Source organism: Flavobacterium sp. HSC-32F16, assembly GCF_024171645.1.
Taxonomy (GTDB): domain Bacteria; phylum Bacteroidota; class Bacteroidia; order Flavobacteriales; family Flavobacteriaceae; genus Flavobacterium.
The window spans coordinates 151879-176902 of the sequence record NZ_JALKAC010000008.1 but is presented as its reverse complement, the minus strand read 5'-3'; the positions used below and the strand labels follow the sequence as shown (position 1 = coordinate 176902).

The window sequence follows — 25024 nt, the reverse complement described above, 5'->3', positions numbered from 1 at the left end:
TTCAAGCCTCTTTTTTTATTCTATTTTAGGAAGAAGAACAGAAATATCATATCCTAAATCTTTCAACATTTTTAAACCATCGAGCGGTTCTAGTTTGTTTTTACCGTTCCAGCCTTTTTTTTCACCGTACAAAACACATTCTCTGATATATTTTGGCCTGTTAAGATTAACTTTTTCTTCTGTATCTGTAAAGGAATTAAAAAGCGGAAAACCATGATTCAATGGAAAACCAATTATAGGATCATCCCAAGTATGAAAATTTAGCAATAAAGGAGTCAGCTTGTAATCATTTAAAAATATTTTTATTGATAACACACTGTTTTTTGTTACAGGATTTACTTCTCCCTGTATTTTATACAAATAAATATTTTCATTTATTGTTATCTTTCTTAACCTCATAAACCCTATATATCAAGCTTTCAAAGCTAGGCAATTACTTAAATAAAAAATACAATTAGGTATATTAATTAGCAAGAACATCAAGTCTTAAATCTTAAAACTGAATTTTAAGATTAATTGTTAAATAAAAGATAAACCTGAAAATCAAATTAAACTTAATAAACCTGTAGAAGTCTAATTGCTATAAACCTTTAAAAAAGACGAAAAATGAAAAAATTATTTATTGCTGCTTTATTATTCGTTGGAATAGTAAGTTTTGCGCAAGACATCAATCAGAAACCCACACGCGATCAAAGAGAAAAATTAACTCCGGAACAGCGCAGTGAGAAACATTTGCAAAAATTAACTTCTGATTTGAATTTAGATAAAAAACAGCAGGAACAAGTGAAACAACTTTTGGCTGAAAGAAATGCGAAAGCAGAAAAGTTTAGAGAAGTAAGAAAGGACAGTAAAACAAAACCTACTGATGTTGAAAGAGAAGCTTTCAAAAAACAAATGAAAGCTGACAAAGAAGCCAACGATACTAAAATGAAAGCTATTTTAAACACTGATCAATACACAAAATGGACGGCTCTTAAAAAAGAACATAAAGATCATCGAGGAAAAGGCGGACATAAAGATCACAAAACACCACAAGAACGTGATCAGGAACATTTGCAAAAATTAACGACTGATTTAAATTTGAATTCCGATCAGCAAAAACAAGTCAGCGAACTTTTATCTGACAGAAGTACAAAAATGGCCATGCTGAAAAAAAGCAGAAGAGATTCTGGTGTACAGCCAACTGAAGCTGATAAAAAAGCCATGAAAAAACAAATGGAAGAAGATCACAAAGCTGCTGATGCTAAAATGAAATCTATTTTGAATGCTGATCAATATAAAAAATGGACTGCCATTAAAAAAGAACACAAAGACAAAATGAAACAACATAAAAAAGACAAAAAACAATAATTTTAATCAAAAAAAAAGAGGCTTTAAAAGCCTCTTTTTTTTTGATTAAAATATTTTCGAAACCTTGTCGATGGCATTAATAGTAAAGTCTAAATCTTCATACGTTAAAGCATCTGTAATAAACCAAGTTTCGTATGCAGATGGTGCAATATAAACTCCTTCTTGCAGTAATCCGTGGAAGAACTTCTTAAACGTTTCGTTATCTCCTTTTGCAGCAGTCTGGAAATCGGTAACTGGATTTGCATCAAAGTGAACCGAAATCATAGAACCTACTCTATTAATGGTAAAAACAACATTATTAGCTTTTAAAACTCTGTCAATTCCTGCTTCTAAATAAGCTGTTTTTTCTTCTAAACGAGTAAAAATTTCACGATCATTATCTAATGCTTTCAACATAGCTAATCCTGCAGCCATCGCCAACGGATTTCCAGATAATGTTCCTGCCTGATAAACTGGTCCAAGCGGCGCTAAATGATTCATAATTTCTTCACGAGCAGCAAAAGCTCCAACTGGAAGCCCTCCGCCAATTACTTTTCCAAAAGTTACAATATCAGCATTGATATTATACAATTCCTGAACTCCTCCGCGAGCCAAACGGAAACCTGTCATTACCTCATCAAAAATCAGTAAAATTCCGTTTGCAGTACATAATTCTCTTAAACCTTCAAGAAAACCTTTTGCAGGCGGAATACATCCCATATTTCCCGCAACTGCTTCAATAATAATCGCAGCAATTTCTCCTTTATTAGCTTCGATTAAAGTTTTTACATTCTCTAAATCATTGTATTTCGCTAACAAAGTATCTTTTGCAGTTCCTTCTGTAACACCGGGACTATTTGGCGAACCAAAAGTCACCGCACCGCTTCCCGCCTGAATCAAAAATGAATCAGAATGTCCATGGTAACAACCTGCAAATTTTACAATTTTATCTCTTTTTGTAAATCCGCGAGCCAGACGAATCGCGCTCATACAAGCTTCTGTACCTGAATTTACAAAACGAATTTTATCAATATTCGGAACCATAGAAACGGCCAAAGCTGCGATTTCTGTTTCCAATTCTGTCGGCATTCCAAATGAAGTTCCCAGTTTTGCTTTTTCGATTACCGCATCAACAACCGGCTGATAAGCGTGACCCAAAACCATTGGCCCCCAAGAGTTGATGTAATCTATTAATTTGTTTCCATCTTCATCATATAAATAAGCACCTTTGGCACTTTTTACAAAAATTGGAGTTCCGCCAACAGCTTTAAATGCTCTTACTGGTGAATTTACTCCTCCCGGAATTACTTTTTCTGCTGCAGCAAAAAGCTGACTACTTCTTTTATATAACATTCTTATTTTAGATTTTTGAGTTCAGATTATAAATTTAAACTGAAAACTTATTTTGGATTTTAGATTATCTCAAACTGAAAACTGCCACTGAGACTGCGATTAAAAATTACTTTACCTTTAACCTCTGTCCAATTGAAATGGCATTATCAGTTAAATTATTTTTCTGCTTTAAATCTTCAACTAATAAATTGAATTTTTTCGAAATGGAATACAGTGTATCTCCTTTTTGAACTTCATATGAATTTGGATCGTATGAATTCATGTTGATCTTTGGATCGGAATTGGCAACTGAAGAAGAACTCCTCGTTGGAGCCGATGTATTTATTGGCACATAGTTTCTTCCTGTAACCTGACAATCATATTGATGCAGATTGTAACGTTCAATATAACTAATTAATTTATCTGGATATTTTGGATCTGTGGCATAACCTGCAGCTCTTAAACCTTTTGCCCAAGATTTATAATCGTCTTTTTCGTAAGTAAATAAAGTTTCATATCTTTTTTTACCAACTAAAAACAAAGCATGATCTTTATATGATTCTGAAGCTTGAGGGTATTTTCTAAAGCATTCCTGAGCCGAGTCATCATCGTGGCGAACACTTTCTCCCAGCCAGTCTTTATGGCATTTTATTCCAAAATGATTATTGGCTTCAAGCGCTAAATCTCCTCTTCCCGCTCCCGATTCCAGAATTCCCTGCGCTAAAATAATGCTCGCTGGAATACCATAAGTTTTCATGTTTCCCATTGCAATATCTTTATACTGCAAAACATAATTATTGATTAAATCGGTAGTTACAACTGTTTTTGAAGTAGATTGAATAACCTCAGTTGTATTATTGGTAGAAGGATATTTAGCTGTAGGTTTAGAATAAACAGGCTTTTTAGCAGCTGCAGTTCTTGTTTGGTGCACAGCCGCTTTTTTGGTCGTTGCGATAGCAGGTTTGCTTGACGAACAACTTGCCAAAACTATAACTGTAAAGAGCAATACAATTTTTTTAATCATTGGTGTTGAGTATTGGTAATTTCTTCTGCTTCAATTTTATATTCATCCCTTCAATTCCCTGTAATCCGCCAGTGTGAATGAGTAAAATTTTTGAATGGGCAGGAAAATAATTTTTGCTGATTAAATCTATAACGCCAAAAACCATCTTTCCTGTATAAATTGGATCTAAGGGCACTTTTTTTTCTTCAAAAAAAGCATTTATAAATTCGATTAATTCTAAATTTATCTTGCCATAACCTCCAAAATGATAGTCAGAAATTAAATTCCAGTTATCTTTTTTGGCAAAAATACGAATTTCATCGGTTAAAAAGTCACCTTTTAACGCTGGAAAGCCCAAAATTTTCTGATTTGGCAATGCACTATTGATTAATCCCGAAATGGTGCCGCCCGTTCCAACAGCGCAGCAAACATAATTAAAAACCGAATCTTCATCAGTTAAAATCTCTTCACAGCCTTTTACCGCGAGTTCGTTTGTACCGCCTTCTGGAACTAAATAAAAATCGCCGAACTTTTCTTTCAGCTTTTCTATAAATGAAGTTTCATTCTTTAAACGATACTCTTCTCTCGAAACAAATTCAAATTGCATTCCGTTTTCCTGAGCAAATTTCAAAGTTGGATTTTCTTCAATTTTATCTTGAAGTTCGTCTCCACGAATGATTCCAATAGTTTTTAAACCTTGTTCTTTTCCCGCATACGCCACAGCCGCAATATGATTCGAAAAAGCACCGCCAAAAGTCAGTAAAGTGTCTTGGTTTTCGGCTTTCGCCTGAAGTAAATTGTATTTTAATTTTCGAAATTTATTTCCAGAGACAAACGGGTGAATTAGATCTTCACGCTTTATTGTCAAAGAGATAGCATTCGGAAACTGAATATTTATATTTTGATTGAAAACTGGATTCATTTTTAATAGTTGAAAGTCAAAAGTCGAAAGTCAAAAGTGATAATCTTTGTCTTAATACCTTTAATGCTTATTGCTTTTTATGAAATGTAAAAACTGAAAAAAAGATCGGTTTTTTAAATAATTTAGATCCGATTCTTTATCGTAAGCTTCTCTTTCAAAACTAATATTTCGATACGCTAAACCTGCATTTTTATATTGAATCAAACGAATTAAATATTCTAAAAAATACCAGACAAAAAACGGAATTATTAAAAGTTCTAACTGCTGTCTCAAATGGATTTTTTCATGATTCACGAAAACGCCATTAGTTTTGTCCAAATCATATTTCACCAAAACAAACGGAAATACAGCCATTCCACGATATCCTTTCGGAATTAAATATTTGGCAACAATCAGAAACATTGGCTGTAAAATTTATAAATTTGTAGCTATAAAATTGTTCTATTTCAATAAAAACACAATCAATTATTTATATTTTTGATTTTAAAGCTTATTAAAATAGAACGCGAAGCAGATTTATGAAAGAGCAAAGTAATGAAAATAAATTAATCGAAGGCGAAGATTTTTACTATACGCCCGAAGGTTACAAATGCTTTACCGAAAAACATCATTTAAAAAGAGGGTATTGCTGTAAAAGCGGCTGCCGTCATTGTCCGTACGGATATGATAAAAAAACTGGAAGAATAAATAAAAATTAGACCTCAACAAAATGAACGTTTTTATCAATAAAAATATACCCGAAGCAGGTCTTTTATTGCTTCAAGAAAAAGGAATCAACTTAACAATAAATCCAACTGAGAATGTATTATTAAGAGAGGATTTTATAGAAATCTGCCAGAAAAATGATGTTCTTTTAAATGTTGGAACCAATAATTTAGATGAAGATTTTTTTCAGCAGTGTCCCAATTTAAAAGGGATTGCTTTATTTTCTGTCGGATTCGATTCTGTAAACATTGCTTCGGCAAACACCAGAAAAATTCCTGTTGGAAATACGCCAGATGTTTTAAGCAGAGCCACTTCTGATGCTGCTTTTTTATTAATGCAAAGTGTTGCGAGAAAATCTTTCTACAATCATAAAAGGATTTTAAACAACGATTGGGGAAGTTTTGATCCGTTAGCCAATTTAGGACAGGAACTTTATGGTAAAACCTTAGGGATTTTCGGTTTGGGAAGAATTGGTTTTGAAATGGCGCAAAAATGCAAAGCTGCTTTCGGAATGAATATTATTTATCATAATCGTTCTCAAAATGCAGCTGCCGAAAAAGAATTGGATGCGAAATTAGTTGATTTTGAAACCTTACTTTCTCAAAGTGATGTTTTGAGTATTCATGCTAATTACAGCGAAGAGAACAATGAAATTTTCAATAAAAATGCTTTCGCTAAAATGAAATCGAATTCGATTTTCATTAATACCGCAAGAGGAAAATTTCATAACGAAGACGATTTATTTCGCGCATTAACAAATAATATAATCTGGGGCTCGGGACTCGATGTTACAAATCCAGAACCAATGAAGCCAAATAATCCGTTATTGTCGATTCCTAATTGCTGTGTTTTACCACATATTGGTTCAGCAACATACGAAGCCAGAAACGGAATGGCCGTTTGTGCGGCGCAAAATGTAATTGCTGTTATTGAAGGCAAAAAAATGCCGTTTTGTGTTAACGAAGAGGTTTATTCTTAATTAGAGAATGAGATAATTAGTCAATTAGATAATTTCTGAAATCTAAAATCTAAAATTATACATGGATATTCGTTCGAGAAAATTTAGGATTACGATCCACAAATCCTATCATAGGTCGGATATCCGTTATCCCTAGTTTTTTAATTAGAAAATGTGACAATTTTAAAATGTGACAATTAAAATAAATTCCAAATTTTAAATTCCAATTACGTCGGCTAATATTTCGCTCCGCTGGAGCTTTTATACTGAGGCGATTTTTGTTTTTCTATACCTATTTCGCCTTTCCAAGGCTTTGTTTCATCAGCTCCAGGGGAGCGACATATTTATAGAAATCATTTAAACATTTGTCACATATAAGCCCCAGCGGGGCGACATAATTTAAAGAACAAAAAATTAATCTGTTGTTAATCTAACTAAAATATCTTAGCATCCTATAACCTTAGCAACTTAGCATCTCTAAAAAAAAATGACTTTCAAAGAACAAATACAACAAGGAATTCCATCTATATTGCCTCCAAAGCAAGCATACGATCCTGCTATTAATCATGCTCCGAAACGAAAAGAAATTCTTTCGGCAGAAGAAAAAAAACTGGCTTTAAAAAATGCATTGCGTTATTTTGATCCAAAACATCATGCCGAATTAATTCCTGAATTTTCAGAAGAATTAGAAAAATACGGACGTATCTATATGTACCGTCTTCGTCCAGATTACAGAATGTACGCACGTCCGATTGATGAATATCCAGGAAAATCATTGCAGGCAAAAGCCATTATGCACATGATTCAAAATAATTTGGATTATGCTGTGGCGCAGCACCCGCATGAATTGATTACCTATGGCGGAAACGGGGCAGTTTTTCAAAACTGGGCACAATATTTATTGACGATGCAATATTTGTCTGAAATGACAGATGAGCAAACTTTAACGATGTATTCTGGACATCCGATGGGACTATTCCCTTCTCATAAAGAAGCTCCAAGAGTTGTGGTTACCAACGGAATGGTTATACCAAATTATTCTAAACCTGACGATTGGGAGAAAATGAATGCGCTAGGAGTTTCGCAATACGGACAAATGACTGCGGGAAGTTATATGTATATTGGTCCGCAGGGAATTGTACATGGAACTACAATCACCGTTTTAAACGGATTTAGAAAAATAAAACAAAATCCAGAAGGCAATTTATTTGTAACTTCCGGACTTGGCGGAATGTCTGGCGCACAGCCAAAAGCTGGAAATATTGCAGGCTGTATTACGGTCTGCGCCGAAGTAAATCCGAAAATCACTAAAATTCGTCACGAACAAGGCTGGATTAATGAAGTGGTGACTTCTACTGATGAATTGGTTGCCAGAGTAGCTTTGGCGAAAGCCAATAAAGAAACCGTTTCGATTGCTTATTTAGGAAATGTAGTTGATGTTTGGGAACGTTTTGATCAGGAAAATATCAAAATTGATTTAGGTTCAGATCAAACTTCACTTCATAATCCGTGGGCAGGAGGTTATTATCCTGTTGGAATTTCTTTTGAAGATGCCAATGATTTGATGGCCGAAAATCCTGAATTATTCAAACAAAAAGTTCAGGAAACGTTGCGTCGTCATGCAGATGCCATTAACAAACATACTGCAAAAGGAACTTACTTTTTCGATTACGGAAATGCCTTTTTATTAGAAGCTTCACGCGCCGGCGCAGATGTAATGGCAGCAAATAATATCGATTTTAAATATCCTAGCTATGTTCAGGATATTATGGGACCAATGTGTTTCGATTACGGATTTGGGCCTTTTCGCTGGGTTTGTACTTCAGGAAAACCAGAAGATTTATTAAAAACAGATGCAATTGCTTGTGAAGTTTTAGAAAAAATGGCAGAAACCGCTCCAAATGAAATTCAGCAGCAAATGCAGGATAACATTAAATGGATTAAAGGCGCGCAGGAAAACAAACTGGTTGTAGGTTCTCAAGCACGAATTCTTTATGCCGATGCTGAAGGAAGAACCAAAATTGCTGAAGCTTTTAACCAGGCGATTGCAAAAGGCGAAATTGGTGCAGTAGTTTTAGGACGCGATCATCATGACGTTTCGGGAACTGATTCTCCTTACAGAGAGACTTCAAATATTTACGACGGATCTCGTTTTACAGCCGATATGGCAATTCACAACGTAATTGGCGATAGTTTCAGAGGAGCAACATGGGTATCCATTCATAATGGTGGCGGCGTTGGCTGGGGAGAGGTTATAAACGGTGGATTTGGTATGGTTCTTGATGGTTCTAAAGAGGCTTCAAAGCGTTTAGCTTCAATGCTTTTCTGGGATGTTAACAACGGAATTTCAAGAAGAAGCTGGGCTCGAAATGAAGGTGCCGTTTTTGCCATAAAAAGAGCAATGGAAGTTGAGCCATTACTTAAAGTAACTTTACCTAACTTTGTAGATGAAGGCTTACTTTAGTCAAAGAGATTTATCATTAAAATAAGATGTCACCTGAGCGGAGTTGAAAGCTTATAGAAATTACAAGGACTTCGACTACGATCAGACTGACAGATATAAAGAGAACATTAAATTTCCAATAATATGAAAACATTCAAGTTAGTTCCGATTTTACTGCTTATGATTCTCTCTTCATGCAGCAGTGTTACTGTATATTCTGATTACGACAAAAATGTCGATTTTGCGCCTTACAAGACTTACGCTTTTTTTAAGCCCGGAATTGATAAAGTAGAAATTTCTGATTTGGATAAAAGACGTATACTTCACGCCATAGATAACGAAATGCAGGCCAAAGGTTTTACCAAAAGCGATAATCCTGATTTATTGGTAAATATTTTTACTAAATCCAGAGAACAAGTAAATGTAAACCAATTTAGCGCTGGATGGGGCTACGGTTGGGGTTGGGGTTGGAATCCGTGGATGATGTACGGAGGAAATCAAACCACTGTTTCAACTTCTACAGAAGGAACTCTTTACATTGACTTAATCGATGCTAAAAAGAAAGAAATGATCTGGCAAGGTGAAGGTCAAGGAACGCTAACCCGCAACATTGATAAAAAAGATGAAAAAATTGGTGAATTTGTAAACAAAATTCTGGCTCAATATCCTCCGGTTAAAAAGTAGTATTCAGTCTCGATTGTCCGTTTTTCAGCTTTCAGTTTTTTTTCAAAACTTAAAAACAGCTGTTTATTACTTCAGAAAAAATAAGTACATTTGTTACTCTATCAATTAAAAATGAAAAACTTTAATAACATTATTATCGCGATTATCAGCATTATTGCAATTCAGCAATGATGGCGAGGTGTTATATAAATAAGTAAAATATAATTTATAAAAACCTCCCACATCGGGAGGTTTTTTATTTTAAAAATAATTTAAATGTCGCCACAAATTACACAATTAGCACGAATTACTCTGTGCAGCTTCTAAATAAAAATTAGTGGAAATTGGTGTAATTCATGGCAAAAAACAAAACATCATGAGTTTATTTAACGAAGTACTTAATGCAAAAAAGCAGCTTGAAGATGTAGTTGCAGCGACACCTTTAACTCAAAATTTGAATCTTTCAGACGAATTCAAATCGACTATTTTGTTAAAGCGGGAAGATTTGCAAATTGTTCGCTCATACAAAATTAGAGGTGCTTACAATAAGATTTCTTCTTTAAATGAAAAGGAAAAAGCACACGGAATTGTCTGCGCAAGTGCCGGAAATCATGCTCAAGGAGTTGCTTACTCCTGTAACCTTCTGCATATAAAAGGTAAAATTTATATGCCTAAAACCACTCCAAAACAAAAGGTAAAACAAGTGCAGTTGTTTGGAAAATCATTTGTAGAAATTGTTTTAACCGGAGATACTTTTGATGATGCCTATGCTTCGGCAACGGCAGACGCCATCAAAAATCATAAAACTTTTATCCATCCTTTTGATGACGAAAAAGTAATCGCAGGACAAGGAACGGTTGGTTTAGAAATTCTCGAAAGTTTTAAAGAAACTATTGATTATGTTTTTGTGCCAATTGGCGGCGGCGGACTGGCTTCTGGATTATCTGAAGTTTTCAAACATTTAAGCCCGAATACTAAAATCATCGGCGTTGAGCCCAAAGGTGCGCCTTCAATGAAAACTTCAATTGAAGAAAATAAAAATACCGCTTTAAAAACAATCGATAAATTTGTTGATGGTGCGGCAGTTAAACAAGTTGGCGATAAAACTTTTGAAATATGCCGATATAATCTGGAAGACATTATTTTGGTTCCTGAGGGAAAAGTCTGCACGACAATTCTACGATTATATAATGAAGAAGCGATGGTTGTAGAACCTGCAGGCGCATTAACCATTGCAGCTTTGGATTTTTATAAAGATAAAATTAAAGGAAAAAATGTGGTTTGTGTGGTGAGCGGAAGCAACAATGATATTGAAAGAACAGCCGAAATAAAAGAACGTTCTTTATTATATGAAGGTTTAATGCATTATTTCATGATTCAGTTTCCACAGCGTCCGGGAGCTTTAAAAGAATTTGTAAATAATATTTTAGGTCCGGATGATGACATAACCTATTTTCAGTTTGCCAAGAAAAACAGTCGTGAAGTAGGTTCTGTTGTAGTTGGTTTAGAATTGAAAAAGAAAAAAGACATTCTGCCTATTAAAATGAAAATGACGCAATACGGTTTTGAATTTCAATATTTAAATGACAATCAGGATTTGTTTACCCAATTGATTGGATAATGATGATAAAATAAAAGGCTGACTAAATAATTAGTCAGCCTTTTAATCACCAATATAAAATTACTAATTGAATCCTGAATTGATAATTATTGTTTTAATACTTTTTTAGAATAAGACCCCGTACCGTCATTTACTCTCACTATATAAACTCCTTTTGGAAGTCTTGAGACCTCTATTTCAGAAAGATTTCCTTTTACAAAATTTACGCTTCGTTTCAATACACTTTGTCCGCTAACATTAAATATTTGCACATCGGCACTTCCTTCATGATTCGTTTCAATTTTTAAATGGCCGCTTACTTCATCAATAAAAATGGCCATATCGGCTGTATTTTCATTTTCTTCCGGATTTATCCATAAAGCTTTTTTTGCCGTAGACTCAACCTGAACAAGCTGCCATTGCTGATTTAATCCGCCTGTATAATCCCAAACCTGAATATTTGCTCCATTTGCTGTAGAAACATTTTCAACATCAAGTGACTTCCCTGTATTTACATTGGTAATCTTATAGTATCCTCCACCAAGGCTTTCCACTGTCCATTTAAATTCATTAGAATTCGAGAACGTTTTTTGCTGTACTTTCAATCCATTTGCCGTTCCATTATTTTCAACTGCCAGATACATTCCGGTTGATTTTACTATTATGTAATAATTCCCTGCTCCATCAGAAACAAACTTCCATCGCTGGTTATTTCCGCCGCCGCCTGTTACATCATATTGCTGGATTCTTCCGCCGCTTACGGTTGAATTATCTGCCACATCCAGTCCTTTATTACTGTTTCTTGAAATAACATTATAATATCCAGGAAAACCTGTTGGAGGCGTCGTTCCTGCTCCCCACGTAAAAGTAACTGCAGATAATCCGGGAACGGCGTAATTAAATGCAGATGATCCCGAAACAACTTTTATTGTATTTGATGAACCGCCTGAGTTATAAACAACCAGAGCAATAGATCCGTCAGGGTTTTTAAATCCAACTGATAAAATACTCCCGTTTGTGCTAGAAGAACCAATTCTTACTGCACCCGGTTTTACATATTTCGAGATTTGACCAATAATGTAATAAGCCACATTTTTAGTATAACTTGTACTGTTATTTACCGTAATTGCTCCTAAACAAGTATTGCATCCTCCAGGTGTACGTGGTCCTAAACTGGAATTATTTGCTGCATTCCATTCTAAAACTGTTTTAGACCAGTTGTTGGTACTCCCAATAACAACGTTTTGCATGTGCCAGCCAAAATCACCGCTAAAACTGCCGCCCGAACCTGTATATTGTTCTGTAAAATAAACGTTTTTATTGGTTGCATTTCGAACTGTAGACATAGCTGAAATATTTCCCAAATACAAGTGAAATGCTGCCCCATCTACATAACTGCTGTTGTTTAAAACATCAATTGGATATGCTGTATTATCGCAGTTATGATCAAAAGCAATAATTTTTACACCTCCATAACCTGCTGCGGCCAATTGCGGCCCAAGCTGTTGGTTAATGAAATTCTTCTGCTCTGTAGAATTCATCAGCATACTTGGCTCATTATGCGGATTTTCTGGTTCGTTTTGCGGTGTGATTCCCCAAATCGGAATTCCCTGCGACTGCATTGCTGCAATGTATTTTACAAAATATCTCGCATAAGCAGCATAATATTGTGTTTGAAGGCTTCCTCCAATCCATGAATTATTAGTTTTCATCCAGCGTGGCGCTGACCAAGGTGTTGCTAATATTTTAATGTTGGGATTAATCTGCTGGATTTTTTTTATAATCGGAATTAAATAAGTTAAATCCGGTCCGTTGAGACTAAAATTATTCATGTTGGTATCTCCCGAAGTTTCATTATAACTATAAGAAGAACTGCTCAAATCTGAAGCAGCAATACTAATACGAATTACACTTGCATTTAGTCCTGCAACAGGATTGTATAAATCATTTAATAATTGATTCTGCTGTGCTGCAGCCATTCCGCTGATCACTTCAGCACTACCTTCTGTAAGCGTGTAACCAAATCCGTCCATTGTCTGGTAAGTAGTTCCTGCATTAACTGTAACAGTAGAAGGATTGGTTCCGGAATTGATTCCAAAGCTTACTGCCGCTTGTTGCTGTAATAGTCTGGTCTGATCGCCCGATGTTATAAAAGGCGTTACAGTCTGAGCGCCAGCATTAATAAATAAAAGCATTATAATAACTTGCATTATGCTTTTCAATCGATTGGCAGGTTTTTTAGTAGTTTTGTGCATTTTTCAAGGTTTTGTGGTTGTTAAATAGTTAAATTTTTCTCATTTTATTGTGATTAATTTTATTAAAATTCATCTAAAATAATTTAATTCTAACGAAATCGATATAAATCGAACTTTACAAATACACATCATTTGTAAAAATTAACTTAACAAAAACTTATCTTTATTTTTTTCAACCATTTAAAAATCAATACCTTAAAACTAAAAAACAGTAAAAAAATGCTTTCTGATTTTAGCACATTTACAATACATTACAAATAAGCTTTAAAATGGAGAGTTTAGCTTCTTTTATGCTCTGATAAAATTTTCACAAATGACAAATATCATAGAATAAACTTGGAGTTATAACGTATTTTTGCAATTCAATTTTAGATAGAAAATCATGTCAGAACTTAAAGATATTTCAACCTTAGACGATATTAAACAAATGGTTGATACCTTTTATGCTAATGTTAGAAAAGACGATTTAATAGGTCCTATTTTTAATGACAAACTGCAAGATCGCTGGGAACCGCATTTGCAAAAAATGTATGGATTCTGGCAGACTATTTTATTTGATGTTCGTGCTTATTCCGGAACTCCATTTCCTCCGCACAAACAATTACCAGTTGATAAAACTCATTTTGAACGCTGGATACAAATCTTCAATACTACAATAGATGCTCAATTTACAGGCGTAATTACCGAAGAAGCCAAAATGCGCGCAACCAATATGGCTTTTATGTTCAGCCATAAAATTGAATATTTTAGAAATGCTGAAAACGAATTAAGAAATTCATCAGGTAAATCTTAAAAATATTTTAGAATAAGATTGGATACTATTTTAATTTAAATAAATTTGATTAATCCAAATTCTATCAAAAATCAATAAGTAAAATGAAAAAAGTTATCCTGTTCTTTCTATTCTATTTTTCTATTTTTAATCATTTAAACGCACAATCTCAATCAAGGGTTTCTAATTTATACAAAGGAACTATTGACGGAAAAACACCAATAACTGTTTATATCCAGGCAGAAGAAAATCAATGTACTGCCGATTTAATGTATGCTGCAATGTACCGATACAATAAATCAAACAATTGGATTCAAATTTATCCTACTCAGAGCAAAAAGAAAGAAAATGAATTTGTTATGGTTGAACATAATTTCACCGGCGTTTTAATTTTACAAAAAAACGGAAATACTTTTACCGGTTTATGGATTAGTTCCGATGCTAAAAAACAATTAAAAGTAGATATCAAAGAAGTTTCAATGACCAAAAAAGAGGTTGACAGCTATGAAAAAACAATGGAAAAAGTAAGTTTCGAAAACAATGACTGCTAAAATTACTATTTTCTATTAACTCTTTAAAATCTATAAAAACGCAATAAAAATCACTTTCGAATAAAAATTTTGTGATGAACAGCAAAAATTAGCGACCTAAATTCGTAATTTTACATTCTAATCTACAACGTTTTCGAAATGAATGCATCTATAGAAACCAATCCGTTATTAGAACGATTGCCAAAACATTTAAAGCAATTTATTAAACCTCAGGACTATAGTGATTACACACCAATTAATCAGGCGGTTTGGCGATATGTTATGCGCAAAAATGTAGATTATCTTTCAAAAGTCGCGCATCATTCGTATTTGGAGGGTTTACGTAAAACGGGAATCGAAATTGATTCTATTCCGAGTATGTACGGAATGAACCGTATCTTAACTGAAATTGGCTGGGCTGCAGTTGCTGTCGACGGATTTATTCCGCCAAATGCTTTTATGGAATTTCAGGCTTATAATGTTTTGGTTATTGCTTCGGATATTCGTCAATTAGAACATATTGAATATACTCCCGCTCCAGATATTATTCACGAAGGTGCCGGCCACGCTCCTATTATTGCCAATCCAGAATATGCAGAATATTTAAGACGTTTTGGTGAAATTGGCTGTAAAGCAATTTCTTCTCATAAAGATTATCAAATGTATGAAGCGATTCGTTTGCTTTCTATTTTAAAAGAAGCCGAAGATACGCCGCAGGAAAAAATTGACGAAGCCGAAAAAGCAGTTGCCGATTTACAAAATGATATGGGCGAATTGTCTGAAATGGCTCAAATTAGAAACCTGCATTGGTGGACGGTTGAATACGGCTTGATTGGAACGGTTGAAGATCCAAAAATTTATGGTGCCGGATTACTTTCTTCGATTGGAGAAAGTGCTTGGTGCATGACAGATAATGTAAAGAAAATCCCTTATGATATTTCGGCTGCCAATCAAAATTTTGATATTACGCAGCTGCAGCCTCAACTTTATGTAACACCAAATTTTTCTTATTTAAGTTTGATTCTGGAAGAGTTTGCTAATAAAATGGCTTTACGTACCGGAGGTCTTTCGGGAATTAAAAAACTGATTCAATCGAATGCTTTAGGTACAATTGAATTGAGTACTGGTTTACAAGTTTCAGGGGTTTTTACGAATGTCATTGAAGATGAAGGAAAACCGGTTTACATTCAAACAACAGGAAAAACAGCCTTGTCGTATCGTGAAAAAGAATTAGTCGGACACGGAACTTTAACGCATCCACATGGATTCGGGAGTCCGATTGGGAAACTGAAAGGTTTTAATCTGGCAATTGAAGACATGAGTCCGAAGGATTTGCAGGCTTACAGCATTGTTGAAAACGAAACGGTAAAACTGGAATTTGAAGGCAATATTATTGTGGAAGGTGAAATTATTACGGGTTCCCGAAACTTACACGGAGAAATTATTTTAATCAGTTTTAGAAATTGTACTGTAACCCATGGCGAAACTGTTTTATTTCAGCCTGATTGGGGAAATTATGATATGGCAATTGGAAAAAAAGTGATTTCGGCTTTTTCCGGTCCAGCCGATGTAAATAGTTTTGACTTGCTTAATATTGTCCCAACAACTAAAACTATTAAAGCGAAACATACTGATGAGCGTGATGAATTAGAAAGTTTATATGCCGCCGTTAGGGAAATCAGAAAGAACAATAGTATTAAAACAGAGCTTCAATTAATATTTAACAAATTAAAAAACAATCATCCAAACGATTGGCTTTTAGCTCTTGAAATTGCAGAACTTTTAACGGATTCTTTAAGCCCGCTTTTACACGAAGTAATAGTATATTTATCTCAATTGAAAGAAAAACGTCCTGAAACGGCACATTTAATTTCCGGCGGATTGGATTTGATTTTTGATCGTTCTTTGCCGCATTTGCCACAAAAGCACTAAGACGCGAAGTTTTTATCGTTTAGTTTTTGCCCGCAGATTTTACAGATTTAAAATGATTTGTCCAAATTTTTTAATCTCACAAAGAAACCCTTTTTAATTGTCTCCCGCTTTAGCTGGAGGAGAAAATTAAAGCCAGCAAGGGGCTTTAGCCAAAAAATGAGTTTTGGCTAAAGCCTTTTTAGTTTGCATTATAAATACCTCCAGCTAAAGCAGGAGGCAATTTAATAAATCTTTATCTAATAACAATCGGAAAACCTAAAAAACCCTCTGAACCTTTGAACCTCAAACTAAAGCTTCAAATCCTGATTTAGCTCCGTTTCTGACTCAATAGTTTTCCCGTTGTATTGCAGTTTCCAGCCCATTGAATTTGTCATAATTAAAATCTTAGACAGCTCGCTTATTAATCTGTTTTGGGCGTTTGTTTTTAAGGTTGATTTTTCGATTTTCTTGGCTAAGTTTGCCTTTACCGATTTATTGATTTTATTATAATCCTCCCCCGTAAACGGATTCAACTTACTTTGTTCGACATCATAAAACTGAATATCGGGATTAATCGTAATTTCTTCTTTTGGAATATTTAAAATCGTAATCGTTTTGTTTTTTTCGTCGATGTCATATTTCATTTGATGCAAATCGTAGGCAACCGTAACATTTGCATTTACCACAACCAATGCTTTCTTCTCAAAAGAAACCATATCCATCAAATATTTCTGCTGATTTTTATACGTGATCACTTCTGAAAAATGTCCTTCGGTGACAACCAATTTTCCAACATTAAGAATTTGCTGCTGAATTAAATTGGTATTATACTGAATATCTGAATCGTCTTCTTTTTTGAACTGGCAATATTTAAATGCCAAAACAATTAATAAAACGATGACACTAACTCCAATAATTCTTTTGATCAAGTTTTGCATTCCTTAAAATATTTAAAGACCAATTTACTTCTTTTTTTGTTTCTTTTGCCACGAATTACACTAATTTCCACTAATTTTTTTGAAAATCAAATCGAAATTAATCAATAAATACAGCATAGTGAATTTGTGAAAATTCATGAAATTTGTGGCAAAAAATTTTAAAATGGATATCCAATAGCAATGTTTAAAATCAGGTTGTCTTTTCGCCAAGAACTGCTTCCGAAATTAATATCATCAATAACCCATCGCTGTCCGTCTGGTAAAGAAGGATTTCTAAGCGGAATCGCTAAATCTGTTCTCAAGATTAAGAATGACAAATCGAAGCGTAAACCTGCTCCTGCTCCAACGGCCAATTCTTTCATAAAATCTTTTGAAATCTCAGCTCCAGGTTTATTAGGATCGGCATGAAGAAGCCAAATATTTCCTGCGTCTAAAAACACAGCTCCTCTTACGATACTAAAGAGCTTCGCTCGATATTCGGTATTGAATTCTAACTTTAAATCGGCTGATTGATCTGGAGTGAAATTATTGTTTGTTGGAGGCGGAATAACATAACTCCCCGGCCCCAAAGTTCTTGCTCGGAATGCTCTAATGCTATTGGTTCCACCAACAACAAATTGTTTTGAGGTTGGCAGTGCATTTGAATTTCCGTAGGCAAATCCAGCTCCGACTATTAATCTGCTGGCTAGTTCGCTTTCTTTTCCTAGTTTTAGATAATGTCTAAAATCAGTTTTTATTTTTACGTACTGGCTGAAAGGAACATCAAATATCTTAATCGTATCATTTTTTTTGATATTTGCTCCCGTTATCATACCCGTTAAATTTCCTGCCAAATCTAATTCACCGTTAAAATAGATCGTATTTTTTCGGCGTTTCTGCATTGTATTGGTGTACGTATAATTATAAGTCGGACCAAAAATCAACTGTTTTTCGATTACCCTTCTTAACGCTTCATCTTCTTCAATATCTGCCATGTATTCTGGCGTAACATGATTTGGACTTACATATGTTATATCAATCACATTCAATTGGTGTTCTTTACGAATGTTTTCTTTCCACAAATAACCAAAAGAAGCATTAAAAGAATTTAGTGCATATAATTGTGTTCTTTTTTGATATTCATAACGTAATGTCGCTTTCGTTCTCGGTACAAATTCGCTGTTTCCTTCAATATTAAAAGGTGAAATAAATCGTGGCCAAGTCAAACTCACTTCTCCTCCGAGTTTATAAATATTTTTGCCTTTATTTGCTCCTCCCAACTGAAAATCTGCTCCTCCAAAAACTGAAGCCGTAAATAATTCTGCTCCTTTAAAAAAGTTTCGATTATTCCAGTTTAGATTTAATTCTGTTCCTGTATAACTTGCCGAATTGGTTTTTCCGATCACTTCAACACGAATAAATTTTTTGGGTAAAAGTGTCAGATAATAATAAGAATTTAAAGCATTCGGAATAGAATCTGATGGTTTAAATTCATTCTTTACAAAACTGAAAGTTCCAAGATTTACAAATCGATTTAAAGTTAAATTATGATCTTTTCTGTTGTAAACATCGCCTTTTTTAAAGTAAATCGTTCGGTCGTAAATTCTTGGTTTAAAAGTTTCTGTAGTATCAATTATAGTAAAATCTTTATACTGCGTAATATTTCTTTTTCTGTAAACCGCACTATCATTCGTCAGAGAATAATTTGGATACACAAAAATCTTGTCAATTTTATAAGCTGTCATTGCCTTAACAGGCGTATCATCTTTTATAACTAATCTGATCTTTACTTCATGATCACCTTTACTGCTGTCGACTTTAGCTAAAATATAATCTGGATTAAAGTAGAAATATCCTCTTTCTTTCAATCGGGCATCAATTCGTTCTCTTTCTGCTTTTATAACATCCAAATCATATGGATTTCCAACTTTCAATAAACTTCTTCTGTGGCTTTTTGCAATGATCTTAGACATTTTTAAAGAATCATCTGGAAAAGTCACACTTTTTATAATGTATTGTTTTCTAGGCATAACGGTATATTCTGCCGTAACTCTTTTGTTGCTGACAGTTGAATCGGCACTAACTCTGACTTTAAAATAACCTCTGTTTTCGGCAAAGTTTCTCAAAACCGAAGCATTATAATCTAAGTCAACCTGACTAAAAAGCACGGGCGCTTCTCCCACTTTGTTACGCAGCCAATATCGTGTTCCTTTTTCTTTTTTTGGTTCTCCGGCGAGATTGTAAATCAATAATTTAGGACGCAAACCAAAAATCTGTTTGTTCGGTTTTGGGCGCAATAAACCTTCCAATTCAGTCTCCAAAGCTTTTCGATCTTTCTTTTTCATAATCGAATCCTTTATAGTAACTGAACCTCCTGTGTAAAGTAAATCGCCCTCCGGAAGGTATTTAGTATTACTGCATCCAACAACAAAAAACAAAGAAAGCAGTGCGATACACTTTATATAAGATGGTTTTATATGATTATGTTTTTTGCTCATTTCCTTTAATTTGATTTTCTTCTTCGTTCTCCTTCAGTTTTTCTTTTTCTTTGGTCTCTTGCTTCTTTTTCTTTTCTTTTTCCTTGCGAACTTTTTCTTCTCGAATTAATTCTTTTTCCTCTTCTGTACGATGAAAAAGCTCTCTGAACTTATTGTAACTCATTGTAATTACAAAGGCGACTCCAGTTTCTACAACCTGACCTTCAACTGCAACCTGATATTGATTTTTACGATACGCACGAACGATATACCTGCCATCTTTTGTTAACTGATAATCTAATGCTACATCGCCCGCAATGTTGGTACTTTCTTCATTTGCTCGTTCTTGCCCTTCAACTCCAAAACTGCTTCCAACGGTAACTTTCAATCGATCGTCTAGTAATTTTTTAGAAACCTCAACATTCAGGTCGGTTCTATTTTGCATGGTTCCTGTTGTGTAATCTTCGGTTGATTCTAAATCGAAATTGACTTCAAATCCTGTAATTAAATCTCCAGCAAGGTTATTTAATTGCTGCGAAAGAATCTTACTCACACTTTGTCTTGCAAAAGATTCTGCATTTGTACCGCCGCTTTCGCTTGAAAACGGATTTTCACCCACAAATCTGTTCAATAATAAAAGGGCAAAAACCTGTTTATTTAATTCTGCCGGATCTTGTTCTAATTGTTTTAATTTGGCTTGTGTAAGCTCTACAACATCCGAAGAAACATTATAATTGCCTTCAGGAAGTACAATTCCAAAAGAAATTTCTGGTTTCAATAACTCTCCGTTCATTTTCAATAAAGTCTGAAAAGGAAGTTTCTGTTTGTATGTATTTTGTACCGTTTGAGATTCTCCTTTCAATTGATTTCCTAACAAGTCAATTGGAGCTGTATCTACTTTATAAATAGCTGTAATATTTAAAGTTGCCATTGTCGGCTCACCATTCCAGGTAATAAAACTTCCTTTCTGAATATCGAACTTTCTTTTGATTCCGTTGAAATTCATTTGGTAAGCACCTTCCGAAAACTCATATTTTCCAGTCAAAGTTGTTTTTCCAGATTGATCGATTCCTCCAACTAATTCTGCTTCTCCTTTCAAATTCAAATAATCGCCGTTTGCTTTATCAATCAGCAAAGTTAATTCTGCTTCTTTATCAATAGAAATGGCTACATTTACGTTCATTCCTTTTATTTCAGATTGATTCAATTGATTCTGCATATCAACTGTTTGTTTTAGATATAGATTATCTTCATCCACAAATTCAACAATTCCTTCTCGATCTGCAATTGATGGATCAGACTGGGGCATAACCACTGTAAATTTGGTTTCTTTATTGATTTTAAGTGTTCCATCAATTGTTGGACTGTCCAAATCTCCTTTGATATTTAGTTTTGTATCTAAAAACAAATCTCCGTAGAATAAATCATTGTCTTTTGCCTTCGAATTAATTGCTCTAAAATCATTTGCTTCAACCAATAAATCGAAATTGTATTTTCTAAAATCAGCCGATTTGATATTTCCGTTTACGTACAATTCATTATCATTTTCATCAAAAAGAGAGAATTTATCAAATGAAATCGTTTCGTTATTAAACGTGATTTTTTCTTTTCCAATTTTAAAATAAGAATTCAACTGCGTTACCCTAAAAGCGGCATCATTAAAATTCAGTTCTCCGTCAATTTTTGGCATTGTTGTATTTCCCGTTATTTTAAAATTCCCTGATAAATATCCCTTTCCTTCTGTGATATTATCCATGCTGAAACCTTGAATGCTTTTGATATTCAACTTATTAATATCGACATCAAAATCAAAATTCCCAGAATCCATTTTATAATCACCAGTCAGTTTAAGATCATTTCCTTCATCACTTAAACTTACATTTGCGGCAAGTGTATTGGCCGTTTTATTGTCTACTTTGATTTCTAAATCGCCAACTTTATCACCTTTAAAAGTAAAATCATCTATTTTTAAATCGGATGTAAAAGTTGGATTGGTCATTACGTTTTCAACCAATGCATTTCCGTTAATTAAACCTTGCATTAAAAGTTCATCCTTTTTAACCATATTCATAATGGTTTCAATTTTGAAGTTTACAAAATCAACTTGTAAAGGCGCATTATCTTGATTTCCCTGAGACTGAACTTTTAATTCATTGCCGCTATTGCTCAAATTGAATTTGTTTACATAAAGTCGTTTATCTCCAAATTCGATTGCATTTTCTGGATCAACCGTCCATTTATCGTAGTTTAAGACGAAATTTTCGGCATCTAATTTTAAGATGTTTTTAGAATCTTCTGCTTTAAATTCACCTGCAATATAATATTGTTGTTTTTGTTTGGCATCTTGAACATCAAGCGCATACGTCAAAATATTATTCTGCACTTGTCCTGTTAAACTTGTAAACGGAATTTTTAAAGAACCGCTTTCAATTGTCGCGATAGAAATAGAATATTCTAAAGCATTTTCTTTTGCTTCGATATTTATTTTTCCATCAGAAATAGTATTATCAGCGTAAGTAATTCTCGGAATTGTTCCTCTAACTTCTAAAGAATCTGTTACGTTATTGTATTTTCCTGTGATTTTAATTGGCTCTAAACCTGTTAGTTTCGGAATTAATTTAAACAAAATCGGATCGTTGTCTACAGTTAACGTAAAAGACAATCTTTGCTCATCTGATTCTCCATTTGCTTTCGGATTTTTCAAATCGATATATTTTGACAACGATTTTTTCATCGCTGCAGCAAGTGTCGTCAATTTGTATTTTCCGTCAACTTCAGCCTTTAAAAACTGAGAAGAAACTTTAATATTATTTCGAGTATTATCTGAAAATGCTATTACACGAACCGAATCTAAAACGATTGGTTCTTTGTCCTGTAAAATCTGCACATTCGAAAGGAATACTTTTCCGTTTAAGTAATCGGGATTACTATTGGTAATATCTGCATCGATATTCCCTCGAAGTTTCATTGGTCCGGCATGCAGATTCAGTTTTTCTAAATCGGCGATATCGAGGTTTAACTTTAATTTTACTGACGGATATTTTTCTTGTGTATTTCCGCTTGCCACTAAATCAAAATTCAAATTCGGATCTTTCATTCCAGATTTTACTGCGAATGAACCGTTTGCAATATTTCCTTTTAAAGCTAAATCTCTATAAGTATATCTGTTAAAAACTGCTTTTTGAACAATTCCATCCAATTCTGCTTTTGCTGTTTTTGGGTCTAAACCGTTTCCTTTAACTTTCGCTTTAAGCGTAATTTTTCCAATTGAATCATTTTTGATTAATCGGCCTAAATCAAAATCTAATAAATAAACTGTTGCGTCGTATTTCTCTTTTTTCTTAACACGCTGGTCAAATAAAGCGTCGACTTTTGCATTTCCGAAACTACTGTTTAAAGCCAGATTGGTTTTAAAATTCTGAACAGAGCCTTTAAATTTTCCCTGCAGGTTTATTTGCGATGGAAGCTGAATGTTTTTAGGAATTGTTCCGGCCGGCACAAACGTATTGATATCTTTTGCTGTGCTCGAAATGTTTTTAATATCCAAATCGTAATAGGCCTTTTGAGCATCAGGCAATCCGGTTATCTTCCCCGAAAGGGAAACTTTTGTGGTTCCTATTCCGCTCATTTCAAATTTCGGAATATTCAAATCCTTTACTTTTCCGCTCACTCGGCCGTTTATGTATACAACGGCGTTGGGATTACTTTTAAACGGATTTGTTTTTTGTAAATCGGGTACGAATAACAAAATATCTTTAAATCCTATTTTTGAATCTTTTAAATTAGCATCAACAGCAAGATTGGCAATATCTTTTTGAAGCGCGGCAAGTGATTTGTATTCTACTTTAATTTTATCTTTTACAAGAGTTTGCGGCGTTTTTAAATACAAATTATCTAAATAGGCGTTTTTAGGACCGTAGAAAAAATCTGTTTTTAAAGACTGAATGTTCAAACCGCTTTTTTCTATTGCTGCAAGTGATTTTATATTTCCCGAAATGGTATCATTGCCATACAACAATTTCTCGGCTTCCAGATTGAATCTGCTTAAATCTAAATGACTGTAATCGATTCCTTTTACAACATGCTTCGATCGCATATCATCAAATTTAAAAGCTATATTTTGTATGTTTACTTTGTTTAGTTTTGCTTTCCATCCGGCTTGTTTAATGGCTGTTGTATCTAAACTTGGCGCTTGAATTTGTTTATCTTTTATTCCTAATCGTAAATTTCCGCTTAGGTTTTTTAATTCGAAAGTATCGAAATCTAAAAGCTGTTTGTTTAAATCAATTTCATTAACGGATAAATCCAGATTGCCGAGTTTTATTCCTGAATCTAATTTGGAATCTTTATTATCATATGCAATATCAATTTTTGACAAACTGATTTTACCTAGTTTTAATTTGAAGTCTTTTCGTTTTGAAATTGTATCGACGGTTTTTACGGAAACAACCGCTATTTGCTCTACAACATCTTGATTTAAAACTAATTTCAATCCGTTCAAATCGATATTAGGAATATCAAAATCCATTTTATCCAAATCGAATTTATTGAATTTGGTGTCGAAATGCGTTAGTTTTACGGCAATGTCATTTTTAGAAAAATCGTCTTTAAAATTAAAATTGACGTTATCCAGATTTACTTTTACAACTGATATTTTGAATGGTTTAGCATTTGGATCTTCTACTTTTGGTTCTTTTGATTCGAATGCTTTTATGATATAATCAAAATTGAAAATGCCGTCTTTGTTTCGGGAAATATTGGCTTTTACGTTTTCAAGAGAAACGGAATTGATTTCGAGTTCGCTGCTGACTAATTTAAAAAGATCAACATCGACTTCTAATCGTTTACCAGCCAGTAAAGTATCTTTTTTTTGATCTTCAAAATAAAAACCTTCCAGAACTACATCTTTTGGAAATTTAATAGAAATATGATCTAAAGAAACCTTGGTTTTAATTTTTTTATGGAGATACGAAATCGCTTTGTCTTTGGCGAAATTCTGAATCGAAGGAACCTGAATTAAGATGATAAGAAGTAATAAAAGAACAACCACAGAACCCACGCACCATAAGAGTATACGAAGTGTTTTTTTTAAATAATGAATGGGTTTCTTATTCATACGTCAATAAAATACATGATTAAATTGCTTCTGAAAAAAGCAGAGTTATACATTCTACAAAAATGTAAAATTAAAGCTTTAACAATTTACA

The 25024-nt window shown here is 33.9% G+C and carries 18 protein-coding genes; 9 read left to right on the top strand and 9 right to left on the bottom strand.

The window, feature by feature from the left end:
* Positions 1-15: 15 nt before the first annotated feature.
* Entirely contained in the window at positions 16-399 is a 384-nt protein-coding gene (locus L1276_RS19705; protein ID WP_253790880.1) for a hypothetical protein, read from the bottom strand.
* Between the two features lie 207 nt (positions 400-606).
* On the opposite strand from L1276_RS19705, the gene L1276_RS19700 reads away from it, so the two are divergent.
* Positions 607-1350 carry a hypothetical protein gene (locus L1276_RS19700; RefSeq protein WP_253790878.1) on the top strand — a complete coding sequence of 248 codons (744 nt, stop codon included), beginning with the start codon at positions 607-609 and terminating at the stop codon, positions 1348-1350.
* Positions 1351-1395: 45 nt separating this feature from the next.
* Here L1276_RS19700 and hemL read toward each other — a convergent pair whose 3' ends face one another.
* The 4 genes from hemL to L1276_RS19680 all read right to left on the bottom strand — a co-directional run bounded on the left by hemL (position 1396) and on the right by L1276_RS19680 (position 4988).
* On the bottom strand, positions 1396-2682 hold the full coding sequence (hemL, locus tag L1276_RS19695; RefSeq protein ID WP_253790876.1) for a glutamate-1-semialdehyde 2,1-aminomutase: 1287 nt from the start codon (positions 2680-2682) through the stop codon (positions 1396-1398).
* Between the two features lie 106 nt (positions 2683-2788).
* Positions 2789-3685, bottom strand: coding sequence for a glucosaminidase domain-containing protein (locus L1276_RS19690; RefSeq protein ID WP_253790874.1), 897 nt, complete (start codon positions 3683-3685; stop codon positions 2789-2791).
* Positions 3678-4586, bottom strand: coding sequence for a 1-aminocyclopropane-1-carboxylate deaminase/D-cysteine desulfhydrase (locus L1276_RS19685; protein WP_253790871.1), 909 nt, complete (start codon positions 4584-4586; stop codon positions 3678-3680). The genes L1276_RS19690 and L1276_RS19685 overlap by 8 nt, the downstream gene beginning before the upstream one ends.
* A 60-nt stretch (positions 4587-4646) precedes the next feature.
* Positions 4647-4988, bottom strand: coding sequence for a hypothetical protein (locus tag L1276_RS19680; RefSeq protein ID WP_253790869.1), 342 nt, complete (start codon positions 4986-4988; stop codon positions 4647-4649).
* Positions 4989-5104: 116 nt separating this feature from the next.
* Here L1276_RS19680 and L1276_RS19675 point away from each other — a divergent pair, with 116 nt between their 5' ends.
* The 5 genes from L1276_RS19675 (at position 5105) to ilvA (ending at position 10976) form a co-directional block, all read left to right on the top strand.
* Positions 5105-5284, top strand: a complete 180-nt coding sequence (locus tag L1276_RS19675) for a DUF5522 domain-containing protein (RefSeq protein ID WP_095928730.1) — start codon at positions 5105-5107, stop codon at positions 5282-5284.
* Between the two features lie 11 nt (positions 5285-5295).
* Positions 5296-6270, top strand: coding sequence for a D-glycerate dehydrogenase (locus L1276_RS19670; protein WP_253790867.1), 975 nt, complete (start codon positions 5296-5298; stop codon positions 6268-6270).
* 466 nt (positions 6271-6736) lie between these two features.
* Entirely contained in the window at positions 6737-8713 is a 1977-nt protein-coding gene (locus L1276_RS19665; protein ID WP_253790865.1) for a urocanate hydratase, read from the top strand.
* A gap of 123 nt (positions 8714-8836) precedes the next feature.
* The gene (locus L1276_RS19660) at positions 8837-9376 is read left to right on the top strand and encodes a DUF4136 domain-containing protein (RefSeq protein WP_253790863.1); all 540 of its coding nucleotides are present in this window, start codon (positions 8837-8839) and stop codon (positions 9374-9376) included.
* A 355-nt stretch (positions 9377-9731) separates the two neighbouring features.
* Positions 9732-10976 carry a threonine ammonia-lyase IlvA gene (ilvA, locus tag L1276_RS19655; RefSeq protein ID WP_253790861.1) on the top strand — a complete coding sequence of 415 codons (1245 nt, stop codon included), beginning with the start codon at positions 9732-9734 and terminating at the stop codon, positions 10974-10976.
* An 86-nt stretch (positions 10977-11062) separates the two neighbouring features.
* On the opposite strand, the gene L1276_RS19650 is transcribed toward ilvA, so the two are convergent.
* The gene (locus L1276_RS19650; RefSeq protein ID WP_253790858.1) at positions 11063-13210 is read right to left on the bottom strand and encodes an RICIN domain-containing protein; all 2148 of its coding nucleotides are present in this window, start codon (positions 13208-13210) and stop codon (positions 11063-11065) included.
* A gap of 382 nt (positions 13211-13592) precedes the next feature.
* On the opposite strand from L1276_RS19650, the gene L1276_RS19645 reads away from it, so the two are divergent.
* From L1276_RS19645 to L1276_RS19635, 3 genes are all read left to right on the top strand, one after another.
* Positions 13593-14003 carry a group III truncated hemoglobin gene (locus L1276_RS19645; protein WP_253790856.1) on the top strand — a complete coding sequence of 137 codons (411 nt, stop codon included), beginning with the start codon at positions 13593-13595 and terminating at the stop codon, positions 14001-14003.
* 83 nt (positions 14004-14086) lie between these two features.
* Positions 14087-14533 (top strand): hypothetical protein, encoded by a 447-nt coding sequence (locus tag L1276_RS19640; protein ID WP_253790854.1) that lies wholly within the window; start codon positions 14087-14089, stop codon positions 14531-14533.
* A gap of 138 nt (positions 14534-14671) precedes the next feature.
* Positions 14672-16444 carry an aromatic amino acid hydroxylase gene (locus L1276_RS19635; protein ID WP_253790852.1) on the top strand — a complete coding sequence of 591 codons (1773 nt, stop codon included), beginning with the start codon at positions 14672-14674 and terminating at the stop codon, positions 16442-16444.
* 287 nt (positions 16445-16731) lie between these two features.
* On the opposite strand, the gene L1276_RS19630 is transcribed toward L1276_RS19635, so the two are convergent.
* The 3 genes from L1276_RS19630 to L1276_RS19620 form a co-directional block, all read right to left on the bottom strand.
* Positions 16732-17361, bottom strand: coding sequence for a DUF4230 domain-containing protein (locus L1276_RS19630; RefSeq protein ID WP_253790850.1), 630 nt, complete (start codon positions 17359-17361; stop codon positions 16732-16734).
* Positions 17362-17519: 158 nt separating this feature from the next.
* A complete protein-coding gene (locus tag L1276_RS19625; protein WP_253790848.1) occupies positions 17520-19838 on the bottom strand; it encodes a BamA/TamA family outer membrane protein in 2319 nt (772 codons plus the stop codon).
* A complete protein-coding gene (locus tag L1276_RS19620; protein ID WP_253790846.1) occupies positions 19822-24933 on the bottom strand; it encodes a translocation/assembly module TamB in 5112 nt (1703 codons plus the stop codon). Before L1276_RS19620 ends, L1276_RS19625 begins: the two co-directional genes overlap by 17 nt.
* Between the last annotated feature and the right edge of the window lie 91 nt (positions 24934-25024).

Coding starts and splice junctions, on each gene's coding strand:
- L1276_RS19680 (WP_253790869.1), bottom strand. CDS start 4,988: ATGTTTCTGATTGTTGCCAAATATTTAATTCCGAAAGGATATCGTGGA.
- L1276_RS19700 (WP_253790878.1), top strand. CDS start 607: ATGAAAAAATTATTTATTGCTGCTTTATTATTCGTTGGAATAGTAAGT.
- L1276_RS19670 (WP_253790867.1), top strand. CDS start 5,296: ATGAACGTTTTTATCAATAAAAATATACCCGAAGCAGGTCTTTTATTG.
- L1276_RS19635 (WP_253790852.1), top strand. CDS start 14,672: ATGAATGCATCTATAGAAACCAATCCGTTATTAGAACGATTGCCAAAA.
- L1276_RS19705 (WP_253790880.1), bottom strand. CDS start 399: ATGAGGTTAAGAAAGATAACAATAAATGAAAATATTTATTTGTATAAA.
- hemL (WP_253790876.1), bottom strand. CDS start 2,682: ATGTTATATAAAAGAAGTAGTCAGCTTTTTGCTGCAGCAGAAAAAGTA.
- L1276_RS19620 (WP_253790846.1), bottom strand. CDS start 24,933: ATGAATAAGAAACCCATTCATTATTTAAAAAAAACACTTCGTATACTC.
- L1276_RS19625 (WP_253790848.1), bottom strand. CDS start 19,838: ATGAGCAAAAAACATAATCATATAAAACCATCTTATATAAAGTGTATC.
- L1276_RS19630 (WP_253790850.1), bottom strand. CDS start 17,361: ATGCAAAACTTGATCAAAAGAATTATTGGAGTTAGTGTCATCGTTTTA.
- L1276_RS19660 (WP_253790863.1), top strand. CDS start 8,837: ATGAAAACATTCAAGTTAGTTCCGATTTTACTGCTTATGATTCTCTCT.
- L1276_RS19650 (WP_253790858.1), bottom strand. CDS start 13,210: ATGCACAAAACTACTAAAAAACCTGCCAATCGATTGAAAAGCATAATG.
- L1276_RS19685 (WP_253790871.1), bottom strand. CDS start 4,586: ATGAATCCAGTTTTCAATCAAAATATAAATATTCAGTTTCCGAATGCT.
- L1276_RS19640 (WP_253790854.1), top strand. CDS start 14,087: ATGAAAAAAGTTATCCTGTTCTTTCTATTCTATTTTTCTATTTTTAAT.
- L1276_RS19665 (WP_253790865.1), top strand. CDS start 6,737: ATGACTTTCAAAGAACAAATACAACAAGGAATTCCATCTATATTGCCT.
- L1276_RS19675 (WP_095928730.1), top strand. CDS start 5,105: ATGAAAGAGCAAAGTAATGAAAATAAATTAATCGAAGGCGAAGATTTT.
- L1276_RS19645 (WP_253790856.1), top strand. CDS start 13,593: ATGTCAGAACTTAAAGATATTTCAACCTTAGACGATATTAAACAAATG.
- L1276_RS19690 (WP_253790874.1), bottom strand. CDS start 3,685: ATGATTAAAAAAATTGTATTGCTCTTTACAGTTATAGTTTTGGCAAGT.
- ilvA (WP_253790861.1), top strand. CDS start 9,732: ATGAGTTTATTTAACGAAGTACTTAATGCAAAAAAGCAGCTTGAAGAT.